Source organism: Amycolatopsis mediterranei (assembly GCF_026017845.1).
Taxonomy (GTDB): Bacteria; Actinomycetota; Actinomycetes; order Mycobacteriales; family Pseudonocardiaceae; genus Amycolatopsis; species Amycolatopsis mediterranei.
Genome location: NZ_CP100416.1, coordinates 5,543,899 through 5,561,143 on the forward strand (window position 1 = coordinate 5,543,899; position 17,245 = coordinate 5,561,143).

10 protein-coding genes are annotated in these 17,245 nt (G+C 73.0%); 3 read left to right on the plus strand and 7 right to left on the minus strand.

The features are described 5' to 3' along the window. Positions 1-26 precede the first annotated feature (26 nt). The 5 genes from ISP_RS24860 to ISP_RS24880 are packed head-to-tail and all read right to left on the minus strand — an operon-like array spanning position 27 to position 9,234. Positions 27-254, minus strand: coding sequence for an MbtH family protein (locus ISP_RS24860; RefSeq protein WP_013226600.1), 228 nt, complete (start codon positions 252-254; stop codon positions 27-29). A 44-nt stretch (positions 255-298) separates the two neighbouring features. After that, positions 299-5,125 (minus strand): non-ribosomal peptide synthetase, encoded by a 4,827-nt coding sequence (locus tag ISP_RS24865; protein WP_013226601.1) that lies wholly within the window; start codon positions 5,123-5,125, stop codon positions 299-301. After that, positions 5,122-6,960, minus strand: coding sequence for an amino acid adenylation domain-containing protein (locus ISP_RS24870; RefSeq protein ID WP_013226602.1), 1,839 nt, complete (start codon positions 6,958-6,960; stop codon positions 5,122-5,124). Before ISP_RS24870 ends, ISP_RS24865 begins: the two co-directional genes overlap by 4 nt. Then, positions 6,950-7,912, minus strand: coding sequence for a GHMP family kinase ATP-binding protein (locus ISP_RS24875; RefSeq protein WP_013226603.1), 963 nt, complete (start codon positions 7,910-7,912; stop codon positions 6,950-6,952). The genes ISP_RS24870 and ISP_RS24875 overlap by 11 nt, the downstream gene beginning before the upstream one ends. An 8-nt stretch (positions 7,913-7,920) precedes the next feature. Next, a complete protein-coding gene (locus ISP_RS24880; protein WP_320109505.1) occupies positions 7,921-9,234 on the minus strand; it encodes an MFS transporter in 1,314 nt (437 codons plus the stop codon). A 177-nt stretch (positions 9,235-9,411) separates the two neighbouring features. Between ISP_RS24880 and ISP_RS24885 the strand changes: the two genes are divergently transcribed. The 3 genes from ISP_RS24885 to ISP_RS24895 all read left to right on the plus strand — a co-directional run bounded on the left by ISP_RS24885 (position 9,412) and on the right by ISP_RS24895 (position 13,043). After that, entirely contained in the window at positions 9,412-10,734 is a 1,323-nt protein-coding gene (locus ISP_RS24885) for a Zn-dependent hydrolase (protein WP_230468335.1), read from the plus strand. Positions 10,735-10,830: 96 nt separating this feature from the next. Then, positions 10,831-11,856 carry a methyltransferase gene (locus ISP_RS24890; RefSeq protein ID WP_013226606.1) on the plus strand — a complete coding sequence of 342 codons (1,026 nt, stop codon included), beginning with the start codon at positions 10,831-10,833 and terminating at the stop codon, positions 11,854-11,856. Continuing rightward, positions 11,853-13,043, plus strand: a complete 1,191-nt coding sequence (locus ISP_RS24895; RefSeq protein ID WP_230468336.1) for an aminotransferase-like domain-containing protein — start codon at positions 11,853-11,855, stop codon at positions 13,041-13,043. The genes ISP_RS24890 and ISP_RS24895 overlap by 4 nt, the downstream gene beginning before the upstream one ends. 23 nt (positions 13,044-13,066) lie before the next feature. On the opposite strand, the gene ISP_RS24900 is transcribed toward ISP_RS24895, so the two are convergent. After that, on the minus strand, positions 13,067-16,177 hold the full coding sequence (locus ISP_RS24900; RefSeq protein WP_230468337.1) for a BTAD domain-containing putative transcriptional regulator: 3,111 nt from the start codon (positions 16,175-16,177) through the stop codon (positions 13,067-13,069). 77 nt (positions 16,178-16,254) lie between these two features. Further along, a complete protein-coding gene (locus ISP_RS24905) occupies positions 16,255-17,157 on the minus strand; it encodes a LysR family transcriptional regulator (protein ID WP_013226609.1) in 903 nt (300 codons plus the stop codon). Between the last annotated feature and the right edge of the window lie 88 nt (positions 17,158-17,245).

The following is a 17,245-nucleotide window of genomic DNA, read 5'->3' on the forward strand; positions in this document are numbered from 1 at the left end:
CGCGTCCGGTCCGTCTCGTGGGTCGCTCAGCCGTTGGCCGTGGCTTGCCGGTCGGCCATCTTCCGGCGGAGACTGAGGGGGCGCATGTCGATCCAGACCTCCTCGACGTGCCGCAGGCAGTCCTCTTTGGACCCGGCGGCGCCGTCGGTGCGCCAGCCCGCGGGCACGTCCTTGCCCTCCGGCCAGATCGAGTACTGCTCCTCGTCGTTGACGACCACCACGTAGCGGTCCGTCCCGGCCTCGTTCTCCGACATCTCGGTACCTTTCCCTTCCTACGGCCGAACTCGCTCCGGCCGGATCAGCTCAGCAGCTCGCGAGCCTCGGCATCGGTGAGCCCGGCCACCTCGGCCAGCACGATCTCCTCGATCGCCTCGGCCATCCGCGCGACGGTCGGTCGCTCGAAGATCAGCGTCAACGGCAGCTCGGCCACGAAGGCCTGCCGCATCCGCGCGATCGCCCGCGTGGCCAGCAGGGAGTGACCGCCGATGGCGAAGAAGTCGTCCTCGACGCCCACCCGGTCGCGCCCGAGCACGTCCGCCCAGATCCCGGCCAGCACCTTCTCGGTGGCGGTGCGCGGCGCGAGGAAGGAGTCCTCGTGGCCGGTCACCGCCGGCTCGGGCAGGTTCTTCCGGTCCAGCTTTCCGCTGGGCAGTCTCGGCAGGGCGTCGAGCACCGTGATCGAGCCGGGTACCGCGTACACCGGGAGCACGGCGCGGGCGTGCTCGAGCAGTTCCCGGGACGAGCAGCCGGCGACGACGTACCCGGCCAGCCGCTTGTCCCCCGGGGCCGCGGTCCAGGCGACGACGACGGCGTCGGCCACCGCCGGGTGGGCGCGCAACGCGTGTTCCACCTCGCCCAGCTCGACCCGGACCCCGCGGATCTTCACCTGATCGTCCTTGCGGCGCAGGAACACCAGCACACCGTCGCGGCCGCGCCTGCCCCAGTCGCCGGTCCGGTACAACCGCTCGCCCGCTCGTTCCGGGTGGGGCACGAAGACCTCCGCGGTCCGCCTGGGGTCGCCGAGATAGCCGCGGGCGAGCCCGGCCCCGCCGATGCAGAGCTCGCCGGGTACGCCGACCGGCACCTCTTCGAACCGCGGGTCGAGCACCCGCACCTCGTTGTTGTCGATCGGCCTGCCGATCGGGACCGCGGTGCCGGTCGCGTCCTCGCTCCGGCAGACGTGGCAGGTGGAGTCGATGGACACTTCCGTGGCGCCCCAGGTGTTGTCCAGCACGACCGACTCGCCGAACACCTCGCGGAACCGGCCGGCGAGCTCCGGTCGCAGCGCCTCGCCGCTGGAGAGCACGCTGCGCAACGCGGGCATCCGCCGGACGTCCGCGCCGGTGACCGTGTCCAGGAACAGCTCGAGCATGCTCGGGACGAACTGCACGTGCACCGCGTGGTACCGGATCACCGCGTCCGCGATCGCGCGCGGGTCGCGGTGCCGTCCCGGGCCGAGCACCGCCACCGTGGCCCCGGACATCAGCGGCCAGAAGATCTCCACCGCGGCGTCGTCGAAGGTGATGGTCGTCTTGTGCAGCACCGTCTCCCCCGCACCGAGCGGGTGGTGGCGCTGCATCCAGTGCATCCGGTTGACCCAGCCGCCGTGCGTGCAGGCGACGCCCTTGGGCCGTCCCGTCGATCCCGAGGTGTAGTAGACGGCGGCCAGGTGGCCGGGGTCGACCATCGGAGCCGGGACCGGCCCGCGCGCGGCGGACTGCCGCATCGGGACGAGCAGGGCCCGGCTGCCGGCCTCGGTCACGACGCCCGCCACCCGGGGCTCCACCAGGCACACGGGCGCACCCGAGTCCCGGAGCAGCTGGGTGATCCGGGCAGGTGGCGTGCCGGGCTCGATCGGCAGGTACGCGCTGCCGGCCTTGAGCACCCCGAGCAACGCGACGACCAGCTCGATCGAGCGGTCCAGCACCACCCCGACCACCACGTCCGGTCCGGCGCCGTGCTCGCGGAGCCACGCCGCGACCGCGTCGGACCAGCGCCCCAGCTCGGCGTAACCGAGCGCGCGGTCGTCCTGCACCACCGCGACCGCGTCGGGGGTGTCGGCGATCCGGAGGGCGATCAGCTCGTGCAGGCAGAGCGCGGGAACCGGGACCTCCGGTCGCGCGGCCAGCGCCGCGGCCTCGGCTCGTCCGGCGGCGTCCATCAGCGCGAGCCGGTCGATCGGGCGGTCCGGGTCATCGGCGATGTCGGTGAGCAGGGTGCGGAAGTGGCCGATCAGCCGGTCGATGGTGTCCGGCAGGTACAGGCCGGTGTCGTAGCTGAGCTCGCCCGACAGGCCGCCGGTGGGATTCGGCGCGAAGGTGAGTTCGATGTCGTACTTGGCGGGCACCGGGGCGTTGGCCAGCCGCCGGACGGTCAACCCCGGCAAGGTCGGCGGCCGCTGCCGTCCGCTGTCCAGTTTGACCATGACCTGGAAGATCGGGGTCCTGGCCAGGTCCCGCTCCGGGGCCAGTTCCTCCACCAGGCGGTCGAACGGCACGTCCTGGTGCGCGTAGGCCTCCAGGGTCCGGTCCCTGGTGCGCGCCAGCAGCTCCCCGAAGGCCGGCCGGCCCGACAGGTCGCCGCGCAGCACGAGCATGTTGATGAACAGGCCGATCAGCGGCTCGGATTCGGTCAGCTCCCGGTCGGCGGCGGTGGTGCCCACCGTGAGGTCGTCGGCACCGGTGCACCGGTGCAGCAGCACCTGCCACGCGGCCAGCAGGGTCATGAACGTCGTCGCGCCGTGCCGGGTGCCGATCCGTTCCAGCCCGGCCAGGACGTCCTCGGGCACCGAGAAGGACACGGTCCGGCCCGGCGACGTCCGGCGGGCCGGCCTCGGCAGGTCCGGCGCGAGTTCGAACGCCTCCGCACCGGCCAGCTCGGTCCGCCAGAAGTCGAGCTTCGCGGCGAACTCCGGACCGTCCTGTCCGGACTCCTGAGCCGCGGTGACGTCGGCGTACTGCACGACGAGCGGCGGCAGCGGTGACGGCTGCCCCGCGGTGAACGCGCCGTAGAGCGTATCGAGCTCCTCGTGCAACAACCCGGCCGACCAGTTGTCGAAGACCATGTGGTGCACCGTCAGGCACAGGACGTGGTCGGCGTCGCCGAGCCGGAGGAGCGTGGCCCGGATCGGCAGGCCGGCCGCCAGGTCGAGCGGCCGGGTGGTCTCGGCGGTGATCGTCGCGGTCAGCGCCGCGGCCGAGCACTCGGCCACCGCGACCGTGAACGCCGTGACGTCGCGCACGATCCCGACCGGGTCGTCGGCGGCCACGACCACGCTGGTCCGCAGCACCTCGTGCCGGGCGACGATCTCGGTCAGGGCGGCGACCAGCGCACCGGTGTCGAGCGGCCCGGACACGCGCAGGATCCACGGCACCAGGTACTCGGCGCTGTCGTTGACGAACTGGTCGAGGAACCACAGCCGCTTCTGCCCGAGCGAGAGTGGCAATGCCTCGCCGCGGGGCAGGATCGGGACGCGGCGCGGCTCGGGCACGGCGAGGCCGGCCAGGCGCTCGTCGAGGACCGCGGCGAACCGGCGGACCGTCGGGTACCGCAGGACGTCCCGCATCAGCCCGCGGACGGGCAGGCCGGGCAGCCGGGCCTCGATCCGGGCCACGAGCTGGGCGGCCACCAGCGAATGCCCGCCCAGCTCGAAGAAGTCTTCCCCGACGCCGACCCAGTCCAGCCCGAGCGTCTCGCACCAGAGCCGCGCGACCAGTTCCTCGGTCCCGGTGCGCGGGGCCGCTTCGGCGTCGTCGTCCGCCGCGGCCGGCCCGGCCGTCACGTCGGCACCGTCCACACCGGACCCGATGGTGAAGCCCGCGAAGCCGGTGAGCGGCCGGTCCGGGTTGGCCGTGGCCCAGCGCACGATCCGTTCGAAGTCGGCCTGGAGCCCGGCGATGGTGCCGGGGTCGAACAGGTCGGCCCGGTACTGCCACATGCCGGTGAGGCCGGCGGGCTCGTCGAGGACGATCACCGCCAGGTCGAGCGCGGTGGCCGGCGAAAAGCGCTCCTCCTCGGTCACCTCGAGGCCGGCCAGGCGCAGCCCGGCATCCGGGGTGTTCGTCACCCCGAAGCTCACCTGCACCAGTGGATCCCGGCCGGGTTCGCGGTCCGGCCCCACCGCGGCGACCACTCGCTCGAGCGACAGTGCCCCGTGCCGGTAGGAGTCCAGTGTGGACTTCCGGACCACGGCCAGCAGCTCGCGGAAGGTGGGGGCCTCGCCGAGGCGGATCCGGCACGGCCGGGTGTCGATGAAGCAGCCGACGACCGCGTCGAGCCCGTCCTGGTCGCGACCGGCGTTCGGCACCCCGACCACGAAGTCGCGCTGGTCGCCGCACCACGCGAGCTGCCAGGAGAACGCGGCCAGCAGCACCATGAACAGGGACGCCCGTTCCGCCTTGGCCAGGCTCGCGGCCGCACTCACCAGCGACGGCGGGATCGGTGCCCGGCGCACCCCGCCGCGGCGGCCCGTCTCGTGGCCGGCCGGCCGGTCGAACGGGAGCCGCGTCGGGCCGGGCAGACCGGCGAGCTCGGTGACCCAGTAGTCGAGTTCGGGCGCCGCGGCGGCACCGTCCCGGTCGCGCTGCTCGGTGGCGTAGCCGGCGTAGGTCGTGGGCAGCTCGGGCAGCCGGGGCAGCCGGCCGGTGTGGAACGCCGAGTAGAGCTCCGAGATGTCCCCGTTGAGCACCGCGAGCGACCAGGCGTCCATGGCGATGTGGTGCACGACCATCGCCAGCGCGTGCCGGTCCGGTCCCAGCGCGGCGCGGATCCACCGCACCGGCGGTCCGGCGGCCAGGTCGAACGGCCTGCCGACCCGGCGGTCCACCAGCCGGCGCAGCGCGGCTTCGGGGTCCGGGCCGGTGCTCAGGTCGAGGTGTTCCAGCGGGGCCTCGCCCACCGGGAGCACTTCCTGGGTCGACACGTCCGGGTACCGGGTGCGGAGGACCTCGTGCCGGGCGTGCACGGCGGCGATCGCCGCCGTCAGCGCCGTGGTGTCCAGGGCACCGGTGATCCAGTGGATGTAGGCGACGTTGCTGGCGACGCCGCCGTCGTCGAGCCCCTCGAACAGGGACAGCCGCTGCTGCTCGTAGGACTGCGGGGCGAGACGTCCGGGTTCGGTGGTCATTCGCTCTCCGCCGTTCCGGCCGCCGGCACCTGCAACGCCTCCACGCGGCAGGCGAAGTCGGCCAGCCGCGGGTAGTCGTAGAAGTCGCGGACCTGCACGCCGGTGTTCAGCTCCGCCCGTACCCGGGCGGCGATCCGCGCGGCCACCAGGGAATGGCCGCCCAGGTCCAGGAAGTCGTCCAGCCTGGTGACACCGTCGCGGCCCAGCAGCTGCGCCCAGATCGCCGCGACGGCCCGCTCGGTGCCGGTTTCCGTCCCGTCGCCCGCGGCCGTGTGCACCGGCGGGGCGGGCAACGCCTTGCGGTCGAGTTTCCCGTTGGGTGTCAAGGGAAGGGCCGGGAGCACCAGCACGGTGGCCGGGACCATGTGCGCGGGCAGCCGGGCGCTCGACCAGGCCTTCACCGCGGCCGGCAGGCCGGCCGCCTCACCGTCGGGCACCACGTAGGCGACCAGGACCTGGTCGCCCGGCCGGTCCTCCCGGGCGGCCACGGCGGACTGGGCCACCGCCGGGCAGGTCGCGATCGCCGCCTCGACCTCGCCGAGCTCGATCCGGAAACCGCGGATCTTCACCTGGTCGTCCGCCCGGCCGAGGAACTCCAGCTCGTCCCCGGCCCAGCGGGCGAGGTCGCCGGTGCGGTACATCCGCGAGCCGGCCGGCCCGGCGGGATCGGGCACGAACGAGCGCGCGGTCAAGCCGGGCCGGCCGTGGTAGCCCCTGGTCACCCCGGGCCCGGACACGTGCACCTCGCCGATCCCGCCCGGCGGCACCGGGGCGAACCCGGCGTCGAGCACGGTCACGCCGAGCCCGGGAAGGCCGGTGCCGATCAGGCTGCCGGCGCCGGCCGCGGCACTCGCCGGGTCCATCAGCCGGATGTTGTTGAGGATCGAGACCTCGGTGGCCCCGTAGGCGTTGGTCACCATCGGCCGGCTCGCCGGCTCGCGGCCGTACCACCCCGCCAGCCGCGCGGCCTCGAGCGACTCGCCGCCCAGGAAGACGACCCGCAGCGGGTCCGTCCACCCGGTCCGGCCGAGGCCGTCGGCCGTCTGGACGAACTGCAGGAACGCCGACGGCGTCTGGTTGAACACCGTCACACCGGCGCGCTCGACGAGGTCGAGGTACTCCTCGGCCGAGCGGGCCTGCTCGCGCGACACCAGCACCAGCCGGCCGCCGTGCAGCAGCGCGCCGAACTGCTCCCAGACGGCGAAGTCGAACGAGCAGGAGTGGAACAGGGTCCACACGTCCGACGGTCCGAACCGCAGGATCCGCTGGGCCTCGACGAACAGGGTGGCCAGGTTGGCGTTCGACACCACGACCCCCTTCGGGGTGCCCGTCGAACCCGAGGTGTAGATCACGTAGACGGCCTGGTCGCCCCACAGCTCGAGGTCGAGGTTGCCGTCGGCGTGCGCCGCCAGGGCGGCGACGGTCCCCGGCTCGTCCAGCGAGACGAGCGGGCCGGTCCCGGACGGCAGGCCGGCGGCGAGGTCGCTCGTCGTGAGCACCAGCGAGGCTCCGGAGTCGGCGTGCATGAGGGCGATCCGCTCGGGCGGGTAGCCGGCGTCGATCGGCACGTACGCGCCGCCCGCCTTCAGCACGGCGAGGATCGCCACGACCTGGGCCGGCGACCGCTCCAGCACGAGCGCCACCCGGACCTCCGGGCCGACACCGCGGCCGACGAGCAGCCGCGCCAGCCGGTTCGCCTGCGCGTTGAGTTCCCGGTAGGTCGTCGTGGCCCCGTCGACGTCCTCCAAGGCGACGGCTTCGGGCACCGCGCGCACCTGCGCCTCGAAGCCGCCGATCAACGTCCAGACCTGCTCGCGCCCCTGGTCAGTCCACATAGGACACGCCCTCCCGGTTGTCGTCTCGCTGTGCCGGACGGGCGGCCGCCGGCTCGAGCGTGTGGTCGATCGACGCCGCGCCGGCGAGTTCGGTGCAGGCAGCGACGGCGTCGCGGATCTTGCCGGCGTGCCGTGGGTCGTCGCCGCTGATGAGGACGCCGACGATGGTGCCGCTGTGGGCCACGGTCACCCCGAGCGCCCGGACGTCCCTGCTGATCTCCATCGCCCGCTCGAGGTGCCGCTTGTGACACCTCGACTGGTTGAGCACGGCGCTCCTGGTGCAGATCCGGCCGACCCCGGCCAGGTCGCCGCCGGCCAGCGCGGTGCCGAGCCGGTCGAGCAACGTGCGGTATTCGCGCCGCTCGGCCGCCGTGATCACCGGCCGGGCCGCGTTGAACCGGACCGTGTCGACCTGCCCGCCCTCGTCGATCCCGACGATGGTCATGGGCGGCGTCGGGCCGAGCACGCGGTGCAGCTTCACCCTGCGGTGGTAGAAGGCGACCATTTCGTGGTACATCAGCCCGTCCGTCGGCTCGATCTGCCGCAGGCAGGCCTCGGTCTCCGCCGGTGTCACCGCGATCCCCAGCGCGGCGCCGACGGCCCGGACCGTGGCCACCAGGTCGGCCGAGGAACTCGACATCCCCTTGCCCTCCGGCAGGTCACTGGTCAGCGTGAGCGTGCCGCCCGGCCGCACCCCGTACCGGGCGAGCGCGATCCGGGCCGCGCGCAGCGCCTTGTGCTTGCCGGCCGGCCGGACGAGCAGCTCGTCGGTTTCCGGCGACAGGCTGAGCACCGCCGTGGTCCAGCGCGCGATCGGCAGGGTCACCAGGAAGTCCTGCTCGGGTCCGGGCAGCGCGCCCTGCAGCAGCTCGCCGAACGTGCCGAAGCAGGTGCCCACGCCGGCGCGGAAACCGACCTCCGATCGCTGCGGCGCCGTGATCGCCCCGTCCATCGGGCGGTTCACCCGCCCGTCCGGTTGTCTTCGACGACCGGCACGGCCACCCCGGCCGAGACCTCCGGGAGCGGAGGTCTCAGCCGCACGAGGAGGTACGGGCCGGCGAGGATGTGGATCACGCCCTGCAGCGAGATGATCGCGATGATGCCGACGACGTCGCCGAGCGTGCTCGCCAGCACGATGCCCAGCAGCATGGCCAGCGCCCACCCGGTGCTGAGCGCGCCGAAGACGCGACCGCGGTACCGGTCCGGCGTCTCGGTCTGCTGGATCGTGCTGAACCCGGCCTGCTGCGCCGCCGACGGCGCACCGACCACGCTGATCAGGATGAAGATCGGCCAGAGGGCGGGCAGGGCAAGCGGGTAGAGGGCGATGACCAGGTCGACCACCCCGAACATCAGCGCGCCGTAGCCGAGCAGAAGCCGGGGCGGCCAGCGCCGCCCGACGGCGGCGATGGCGAGCCCGCCCACGATCCCGCCGACCGCCTGCACCGAGATCACGGAGCCGTACTCGGCGCTGCTGGCGTGCAGCACGCTGATGATCAACGGCGCGATCAGCACCGCGAGCACGCCCTCGCCGAACCCGGACATCAGCCGGAAGACGAGGAGGGTGGTCAAATCCCGGCGGGCCAGGCACAGTGCGATGCCCGCCCGCCACTCGTGGTCGAGCCGGCGCCGGTCCCCGGCCGGGTCGATCGGCTCCGGCGGCACCTCGGCCCGGATCATCGCCACCAGTGCGGCGGCGACCAGGTAGCTGACCGCGTCGACGACGGTGACCAGGAAGATACCGCCGGTGGCGGCGAGGACACCGCCGACCGCGGCGCCGATCAACCTGGCGACCTGGCGGTTCTGGCCGTTGAGCGCGTTGGCGGCGACCAGGTCTTCGGCCGGCACGACGTGCGGGACCATCGCGGCTTCCGCCGGCTGGAAGAGCTGCTCGAGCACGCCCTGGACGAAGACGACCACGTAGACGACCCAGATCGTGCGTTCGTCGTGCACCGCGAACAGCGGGATCAGGGCCAGCGCCAGCAGCAGGTTGGTGACGACCATCGTGCGCTTGCGGTCCCAGCGATCGACGAACACACCGGCGAGCGAGCCGAACAGCAGTTGCGGGACCATCGACACCAGCAGCATGGCGCCGGAGGCCAGCGCGGACCCGGTGACCGTGTAGACGTAGAACATCATCCCGATGCCCAGAATCCAGTCACCGGCCAGCGAGATCAGGTTGGCGCCGGACAACAGGAAAAAATTCCGATTGTGCGCCACCAGATTCCAAATATTTCTCATCTGGCTCCTCGCCACTGTTATCGGGCCGGACGGCATCCGAATCGTCGCCGACGCACTGAGCCATATTTCCAGGCCGTGTTCGACAGTCAACCGCCGTTCCGGAAAATCCCCGATCGCACATGGATAGCCCAGTGATAGACGGCCGGATTATCGTTGCCCAAATGCCAGATCGAACCGGCACGAAAACCCCACTTCCCACAGCATGAGGACGTTATGAGCATTCCGGCTGATCCCGCAGTGCTGTCCACACCGGCCGGCGGCCGCACCCGGGCCGGCGGCGCGGGTCTCGATCCCGGGCTGGACATCGACGCCGCCCTCCTGCTGCGTCGCCTGGACGAGATCGCCGCGTTCGGCGCCCGGCCCGGGCTGGGCGGAATCACCAGAACCGGCCTCAGCGACGAGGAGACCGCGGCCCGCCGCTACCTGGCGGCGCGGTGCCACGAGGACGGCCTCACCACGCACGTCGACCAGGCCGCCAACCTGATCGTGCGCCGGGCGGGCGCGGACCACGACAAGCCCGTCGTCCTGCTCGGCTCGCACCTGGACACCGTGGTCGACGGCGGCCGCCTGGACGGCACCTACGGCGTCGTGGCGGCGTGCGAGGTGGTCCGGGTGCTGGCCCAGGCCGAAGTCGAACTGCCGGTGGAACCGGTCGCGATCGCCTTCACCAACGAGGAAGGCGCCGGATTCCCCTACCCGTTCTTCGGCTCGCTCGCTCTCACGGGCAAGGTGGACGTCGCCGCCGCGACGGTAGCGGCGGAGCGCGGCGGCCTGCCGCTGCGTGCCGCGCTGCGGGCGGCGGGCGGGGATCTCGACACCATCGACGCGGCCGCGTGGCCGCCGGGCTCCATCGCCTGCTACCTCGAGCTGCACATCGAGCAGGGCCCGGTGCTCGAAGCACACGGCATCCCGATCGGCGTGGTCGACGCGATCACCGGGCGGACGATCCTGGACATCGCCGTGCAGGGGCGCCAGGGCCACGCCGGCACGACGCCGATGGCCCTGCGCAGGGACGCGTTGGCGGTAGCGGCCCGGGTGGTGCTTGCGGTCGAGGAGCTGGCCACCGAACGCGGTCTCTGTGCCGTCGGCACGGTCGGGCGGCTCGACGCCGAGCCCAACGTCACGAACGTCATCCCGGGCCGGGTGGAGCTGACCGCCGAGATCCGGGACAGCAGACCGGAACGCCTGCGGGCCGCGGAGCGCGCGCTGACCGGCGAGCTGGCCCGGCTCGGCTCGGCGACCGGGATCGACATCGCGGCGACCGTCCGCCCGGTGACCGCGCCGACGCCGACCACCGAGCCCGCGCGGCAGGCGATCGCCGCGGCCGCCGAAGCACTGGGCCTCGCGCATCGGGAGATGTTCAGCTCCGCCGGTCACGACGCCCAGATCGTGAGCGACATCGCCCCGATCGGCATGATCTTCGTGCCGAGCCACCGCGGCATCAGCCACGCCCCGGACGAGCACACCGACGACGCGCACCTGATCGCCGGCGCGCGCACCCTGCTGCATTCGGTGCTGCGACTGGCCGGCCGTTAGCCGACCGCGCTCGTGCGGTCGAATCGTCCGAACATTTTCCCTCGGATCCACCCCGATTGTCGGATCTGTTCTCATCGATCAGATAAGGAAATGCCCATGACCGTTGCCGCCAGCCCCCGACGCGAACTCTTCCGGGAAATCAAGCAAAGCGCATCGGCGCCGGACATCGCGGCCGCGGCGGCGCTGCTGGAGATCGGTGACCGGCTCGGCGTCCTCGAGGAGATCAGCACCGGCGGGAAGTTCACCGCGAGCCGGCTCGCCTCGATCGGAGAGCTGCCGGAAAGCGGTGTCGCCCGCTACCTCGAGGCCTTGGAGTCCGCCGGCATCATCGAGCGCGTGGACACCGACGGTGACTTCTTCCGGACCGTTTCCGACTACGACGTCATCCGGCACCAGGCGGGCTACGTGTCGTGGACGATGAACGCCAACCGTCCCTTCGTCGAGCACCCGCGCGAGTTCCTCATCGATCCGGAGAGCGCGCGGGCGGCGTACGTCCGTGACGGCAGGCAAGTCGCCGTCAGCTCACAGTGGATGGGATCGCTGGCCTTCTACCCCGCGGCGTTCGAGGCGATCACCGAGGCGCGCCCCACCCGGGTCGCCGACCTGGGCTCGGGTACCTGCCGGCTGCTGATCGAACTGCTGGACATGCTGCCCGGCACGACGGGTCTCGGCCTCGACCTCGACCAGGGGGCGTGCGACGCGGCGAAGGACGCGGCCGCGCACGCCGGCATGAGCGACCGGCTCACCGTGCTGCAGCGGTCGATCCAGTCGCTGGCCACCGATCCGGGTCCGCTCCTCGACGCCGACGTCATCCACGCCGGATTCGTCTTCCACGACATGCTGCCGGACGAGGAGCACATCGCCGACGCGGTGCTGGCCAACTGCCACACGGCGCTGCGGCCGGGCGGCCTGATGGCGATCACCGAAGCGATCCCCTACGTCCGCACCGAACGGGAGCGCCGGTTCAGCTCCATCGTGACCTACTACCACCGGGAATTCATGACCCGCAAGCTGTTGTCGGTCGCCGAGTGGGAGCACAAGCTGTCCGGCGCCGGCTTCCGGCACGTGGAGACCGTCGAACTCGGCTTCCCCACCGGCCGCCTGTTCCTCGCGCGCAAGTGACCACAGTGGACCGGGCGGCCCCGCCGGACGCCATCCGCGACATCCTGGCCGCCGCGGCCGCGCCCGGTGTCCTGTCGCTGGCGGGCGGCCTCCCGGCCCCGGACAGCTTTCCCTTGACGGAGCTCGTGACCGTCCTCGACGAGGTCATGAGCTCCGCGGCCGCGGCCGCCCTGCAGTACGGTCCGGTCGAAGGCGTACCGGCGATGCGTGCCGGTCTCGCCGCCCGAGCCGGCGAGACCGGCGGCCACACCGACCCGGACCGGGTGCTGGTCACCAGCGGAAGCCAGCAGGGCCTCGCCCTGACGACGAACGCGCTCGTGGCGCCGGGGGACACGGTGGCGCTGGAGGATCCGGGCTACCTCGGCGCGGTGCGGGTCTTCCGGCAGGCCGGTGCGGACTTGCTCGCGGTGCCCGGCGACGAGGACGGCATGGACACCGAGGCGCTGGCCGGCCGGCTCCGGCGTGGGGCCCGCTGCCGGCTCGTCTACGTCGTACCGCACTTCCACAACCCGACGGCGGCGGTGCTGACCGAGGAGCGCCGCCGTCACCTGGCCGAGCTGGCCGGCCACTACGGATTCCTGATCGTCGAGGACGATCCCTACGCGGATCTCGCGTTCGACGGGGTGCGCCTGCCCTCCATCGACGCCTTCAGCGATCGCGTCATCCGGCTGCTGAGCCTGTCGAAGACGCTGTGCCCCGGGTTCCGGGTGGCCGGGCTGGTCGCCCCGCCCGCGCTGATCGGCCCGCTGACCACCGCCAAGCAGGACGCGGACCTGCAGACCAACACCTTCGGCCAGCACGTGGTCAGCCGGCTGCTGAGCCGGCCGGGCTTCCTGCCCCGGCACCTGCTCCGCCTCCAGTCGCTCTACCGCACCCGGGCCGGCCACCTCGCCGGGCTGCTCGGCGGGCTCGGCTGGCTGACCTTCCGCGCACCGCGTGGCGGGCTGTTCTTCTGGGCCGCGATCACGACCGCGGGGGTGGACGCCGCCACGTTGACCGCGGCGGCGATCGAGGAGGGCCTGGCCATCGTTCCCGGTCCCCCGTTCTGCATCGACCGGGACGGCTCCCGCCACCTCCGGCTGTCGTTCGCCACGCTGTCGCCGTCGGAGATGCCGGAAGCGGTACGGCGCCTCGAACTCGCCCGCGCCCGGGTATCCGGGCCGCGCGGGGCAGCTGCCGCCGGATAGCCGGCCGGTTCCGCCGCACTCGTTCACGACCGGGCGGCGACCTCGCCCCTCGGCGACCAGGAAACCACCCCGTGCGCGGGGGCGGCGGGCCCGGCCCGGCCGATCCGGTCGAGCGCCGTCCTCGCGAAGACCACCGCGTCGTCGTCGCTCAGCGTGGCACCGCGGGTGACAGCGGCGGTGAACGGCTCGTCGCCGAGCCGATCGGCCACGGCGCCGACGACCGCGTCGGACAGCTCGGCCTCGGCCCCGATCGGCCGGATCGCGCCATCGCTGGCCACCAGTGCGCCGTGCAGCGTCGCCGCCGCTTCGTACTCCCCCGACCGGGCGAGCACGGAGACGGCGGTGCGCAACGCGACCCACTGCTGCGCCCAGTGGCTCTCGTGGCTCCAGTAGTCGACCACCTCGGCGGTCAGCCGCGCCGCCTGGTCCACGTCGCCGTGCCGGGTCATCAGGGCGGCGGCCACGCTGAGCGCCACGCCCGGGATGTAGGTGTTGCCCCCGGCCCTCCCGACCTCGCGCGCCTGCCGCAGGGTGGCCAGCGCCCGCTCCGGCTCCCGGTCCTGCAACGCCACCCCGAGCGCGTAGTGCGCCCAGGCGATGGCGGTCGGGTTGCGGGTGACCATCGCCAGCTTCCCGGCCTGGCCGGCGAGCACCACGGCCCGCTCGGCCGCACCTTGGTAGGCGTGCTGCAAAGCACCGCTCGCGGTGACGTAGGCGACGCAATGCGTGTCATCGACCTGCTCCGCCAGCTGCGCGACCTTCGCGTACAAGGTGGCCGCGTCGGTGAGCCGGCCCCGGAACGAGGCCACCCTGGCCAGTACCCAGAGCAGATGCCGCCGCGCCGGGTCGGCCCGCTCTGGCACCGCGCGCAACCCGCGCTCGACCAACTCCTCCGCGTCGGCCAGATCGCCCCGGCGAGCGGCGCCCGCGGCGGCGACGGCCAGTGCGGCCGCCAGTCGCGGGCCGGGCGGCTCGTGGGTCGCGGCCGCCACCGCCCGGTCGGCCCAGCGGTACATCTCGGCCGGTCCGTGTGCCGAGGTGTACCGCAGCAACGCGGCCGACAGCCGGATCGCGGTCGCCGGATCGGTGGTCAGCGCCCAGCTGTGGGCGGCGCGCAGGTCGTTCAGCAGCGCGGCGATCCTGGCCGCCCAGCTTGCTTCGTCTGCCCCGGCCAGCCCGGCGGAAGACGCTTCGGCCACGGCGACGCAGTGGGCGGCGTGCCGGCGCTGCAAGAGCGCCAGCCGCCCGCTGCGTTCGAGCTGTTCCCGGCCGTAGATCCGCAGGGTCTCCAGCATCGTGTACCGGGTCGGGGTGTGCTCGGTTTCGGCGACGAGCATGGACTTGTGCACCAGGTCGGCGACGACGTCGACCACCTCCGCCGCACCGATGTCGTCGTCGACGGCGATCGCCGTGGCGTCGTCCAGGGTGAACGACCCGGCCAGCACGCTGAGCCGGTCGAAGCCGGCCCGATCGACCGGGGCCAGCAGGTTGTAGGACCACCCGACGACGGTGCCGAGAGTGCCGTGCCGTTCCTCCCGCACCCGCCTCGTGCTGTGCAGGAAGTCCAGCCGGCGTTCCAGCCGGGCGGCGACCTCGGCCACCGACATCGACCTCAGCCGCGTCGCGGCCAGCTCGATGGCCAGCGGCAGGCCGTCCAGCCGGCGGCAGATCTCGGCGACCTCGGCGATGTTGTGCGCGCCGACGGTGAAGGTCGCGGTCGCCGCGCTCGCCCGGCGGACGAACAGGGCCACGGACGGCACCGCGGCCACCCGGTCGACGTCCCGGCCGGCGTCCGGCGGCGGGACCTCGAGCAGGCCCACCGGCAGGACGTGCTCGCCGTCGACGCCCAGCGGCTCGCGGCTGGTGGCCAGCACCACGACCTCGGGGCAGTCGCGCGCCACCGCGTCGACCAGGTGCGCGGCGGCGTCCAGTACGTGCTCGCAGTTGTCGATCACCAGCAACGCGCGCCGGGAGCGCAGGAAGTCGACCAGCCCGTCGGTGACGGTCGCGCCCGGCAGCGCCTGCATCCCGAGCGTCGTCGCCAGCACGTCGGGCACCAGCCAGCCGTCCCGCACCGCGCCCAGTTCGCACACCCAGACGCCGTGCGGGAACGCCTCGCTCGCCTCCGCCGCCACCCGCAGGGCAAGCCGGGTCTTGCCCACCCCGCCGACCCCGGTCATGGTCAGCACCCTGGTGTGGCGGAGGGTGGCCAGCGCCCGGGCGATGTCGTCGCCGCGACCGACCAGATCGCTCAGCTCCAGCCGCAGGTTGCCGACGCGGGCGCGCCGCCGGTCCGGTTCCGGCACCGGATCGGTGTGCAGGATGTGCTCGTGGCGCCGGCGCAGCGCGGCGGACGGCTCCAGCCCCATCTGCTCCACCAGCCGCCGGCGGAACTCCCGGTAGACCGCGGCGGCGTCGGCCTGGCGCCCGGCCCGGTGCAGGACCATCATCAGCAGGTCCTGGGGCCGTTCCCGCAACGGGTGCTCGGCGGCGAACGCCTCGATCTCGCCGTTCAGCTCCGCGTGCCGGCCCGAGGCGATGATCGCTTCGAACCGCTCCTCGATCGCGACCAGGCGCAGTTCTTCGAGCCGCATCGCCTCGTACCGGCAGAACTCCTGCCCGGCGAACTCCGCGTAGGGCGCCCCACGCCACAGCTCGAGCGCCTTGGTCAGCTGGGCCGCCGCCCGGTCGGGACGCTCGGCCGACTCGGCGACCGCGCCGGTGACCGCCTGTTCGAAGCGGACGGCGTCGACCACCTGCGGATCCACCCGCAGCTGGTAGCCGGGCGGCTGGGTGATCAGCGCCGCGCCCATGCCGGGTGAGCACTCGTCCAGCGCAGCACGCACCCGCCACACCTGGTTGTGGAGGTTGCGCGACGCCGACGGCGGAGCATCGTCACCCCAGAGGATGTGGACCAGGCGATCGGCCGACACGACCGAATTCAGGTTGACCAGCAGGGCCGCGAGCAGCCGTCGCCGCAGCCCGCCGGGCAGGTGAGCGCTCAGGTCTCCTTCGGTGACCGTGAGCGGTCCGAGCACCTTGAACTCCATCGCAGTCCCCACCCCGGCGTGCACGCTTGCGGCTTCCCTGAGCAGCCCGGCTCCCCGGACCGCCTCCGCGGTCCGTGGAGTCATGCTCCGACTATCTCGCATTCCGTCGACAATCCGTCGACAGTCGGCGCGGTCGCAGTCGCCAACCGGACGCGATCACGTCAGGCCGCGGCGCGGGCCATGATCCGGCGGGTGCGCTCCCGCAGCAGGGCGTGCGTCCGGTCGTGGTGGTTGCGGGGGTGCCAGGCCATGCCGAGCACCACCTCCGGCAACGCGACCGGAATCGGGAACGTCCGCAGCCCCAGCGTCTCCAGCATCGAACGGCCCAGCCGGGCGGGCGTGACGCAGACGACGTCGGTGGCCCGGGCCAGGTGCAGTGCCCCCGCGAAGCTCGGCAGCACGGCGATCACCCGGCGGCTCAGGCCCAGTTCGGCCAGCCGCTCGTCGATCGGGCCGTGGGCGCGGCCCCGGCGTGAGACGACGATGTGGTCGGCCGCGGCGAACCTCTCGGGGGTGACCTTCTTCGCCTTCGCCAGCGGGTGCTCCGGCCGGATCGCGCCGACCAGCGTTTCGGTGACGAGCGTTTCCGAGTGGATCTCCGGGTCGCCCGGGCGGAGCGTCCCGATCTCCAGGTCCACGAGGCCTTCGCGCAGCGCCGGGGTGTCCTCGAGGTTTTCCGGCCGCAGCCGCAGGGAGATCCCCGGCGCCTGGCTCCGCAGGTCGTCGATGAGGGCCGGGATGAACGTCGTCGACAGCATGTCGGTGACCTGCAGGTCGAACATGCGCACCACGGTCCGCGGGTCGGCCGCGGTCGACGCGGTGAACAGCGCGCGGGCCCGGGTCGCGACCGCGTGCACCTCGCTGCGCAGCTCCAGCGCCCGAGGGGTCGGCACCAGATCACGGCCCGCCCGGACGAGCAGCGGATCGTCGAACGCGCGCCGCAGCCGGGCGAGGGTGCGGCTCATCGCCGGCGCCGAGGTGTGCAGGCGCGCCGCCGCCTTCGTCACGCTGCTCTCGGTGAGCAGGGCGTCCAGCGCCTCGATGAGGTTCAGGTCGTGGTCCACGCGCCGATTATCACAGCCGGAATCAGTTCGTACCAACGTTGCACTGGAGTTAACCGGGGGACGTCCTTAGCGTCCATGGCGAACGACG

Bases quoted from the DNA above. Each gene is read 5' to 3' on its own strand.
- ISP_RS24885 (WP_230468335.1), top strand. From the start codon at position 9,412: ATGAGCATTCCGGCTGATCCCGCAGTGCTGTCCACACCGGCCGGCGGC.
- ISP_RS24860 (WP_013226600.1), bottom strand. From the start codon at position 254: ATGTCGGAGAACGAGGCCGGGACGGACCGCTACGTGGTGGTCGTCAAC.
- ISP_RS24870 (WP_013226602.1), bottom strand. From the start codon at position 6,960: ATGTGGACTGACCAGGGGCGCGAGCAGGTCTGGACGTTGATCGGCGGC.
- ISP_RS24880 (WP_320109505.1), bottom strand. From the start codon at position 9,234: ATGCCGTCCGGCCCGATAACAGTGGCGAGGAGCCAGATGAGAAATATT.
- ISP_RS24890 (WP_013226606.1), top strand. From the start codon at position 10,831: ATGACCGTTGCCGCCAGCCCCCGACGCGAACTCTTCCGGGAAATCAAG.
- ISP_RS24900 (WP_230468337.1), bottom strand. From the start codon at position 16,177: ATGACTCCACGGACCGCGGAGGCGGTCCGGGGAGCCGGGCTGCTCAGG.
- ISP_RS24865 (WP_013226601.1), bottom strand. From the start codon at position 5,125: ATGACCACCGAACCCGGACGTCTCGCCCCGCAGTCCTACGAGCAGCAG.
- ISP_RS24875 (WP_013226603.1), bottom strand. From the start codon at position 7,912: ATGGACGGGGCGATCACGGCGCCGCAGCGATCGGAGGTCGGTTTCCGC.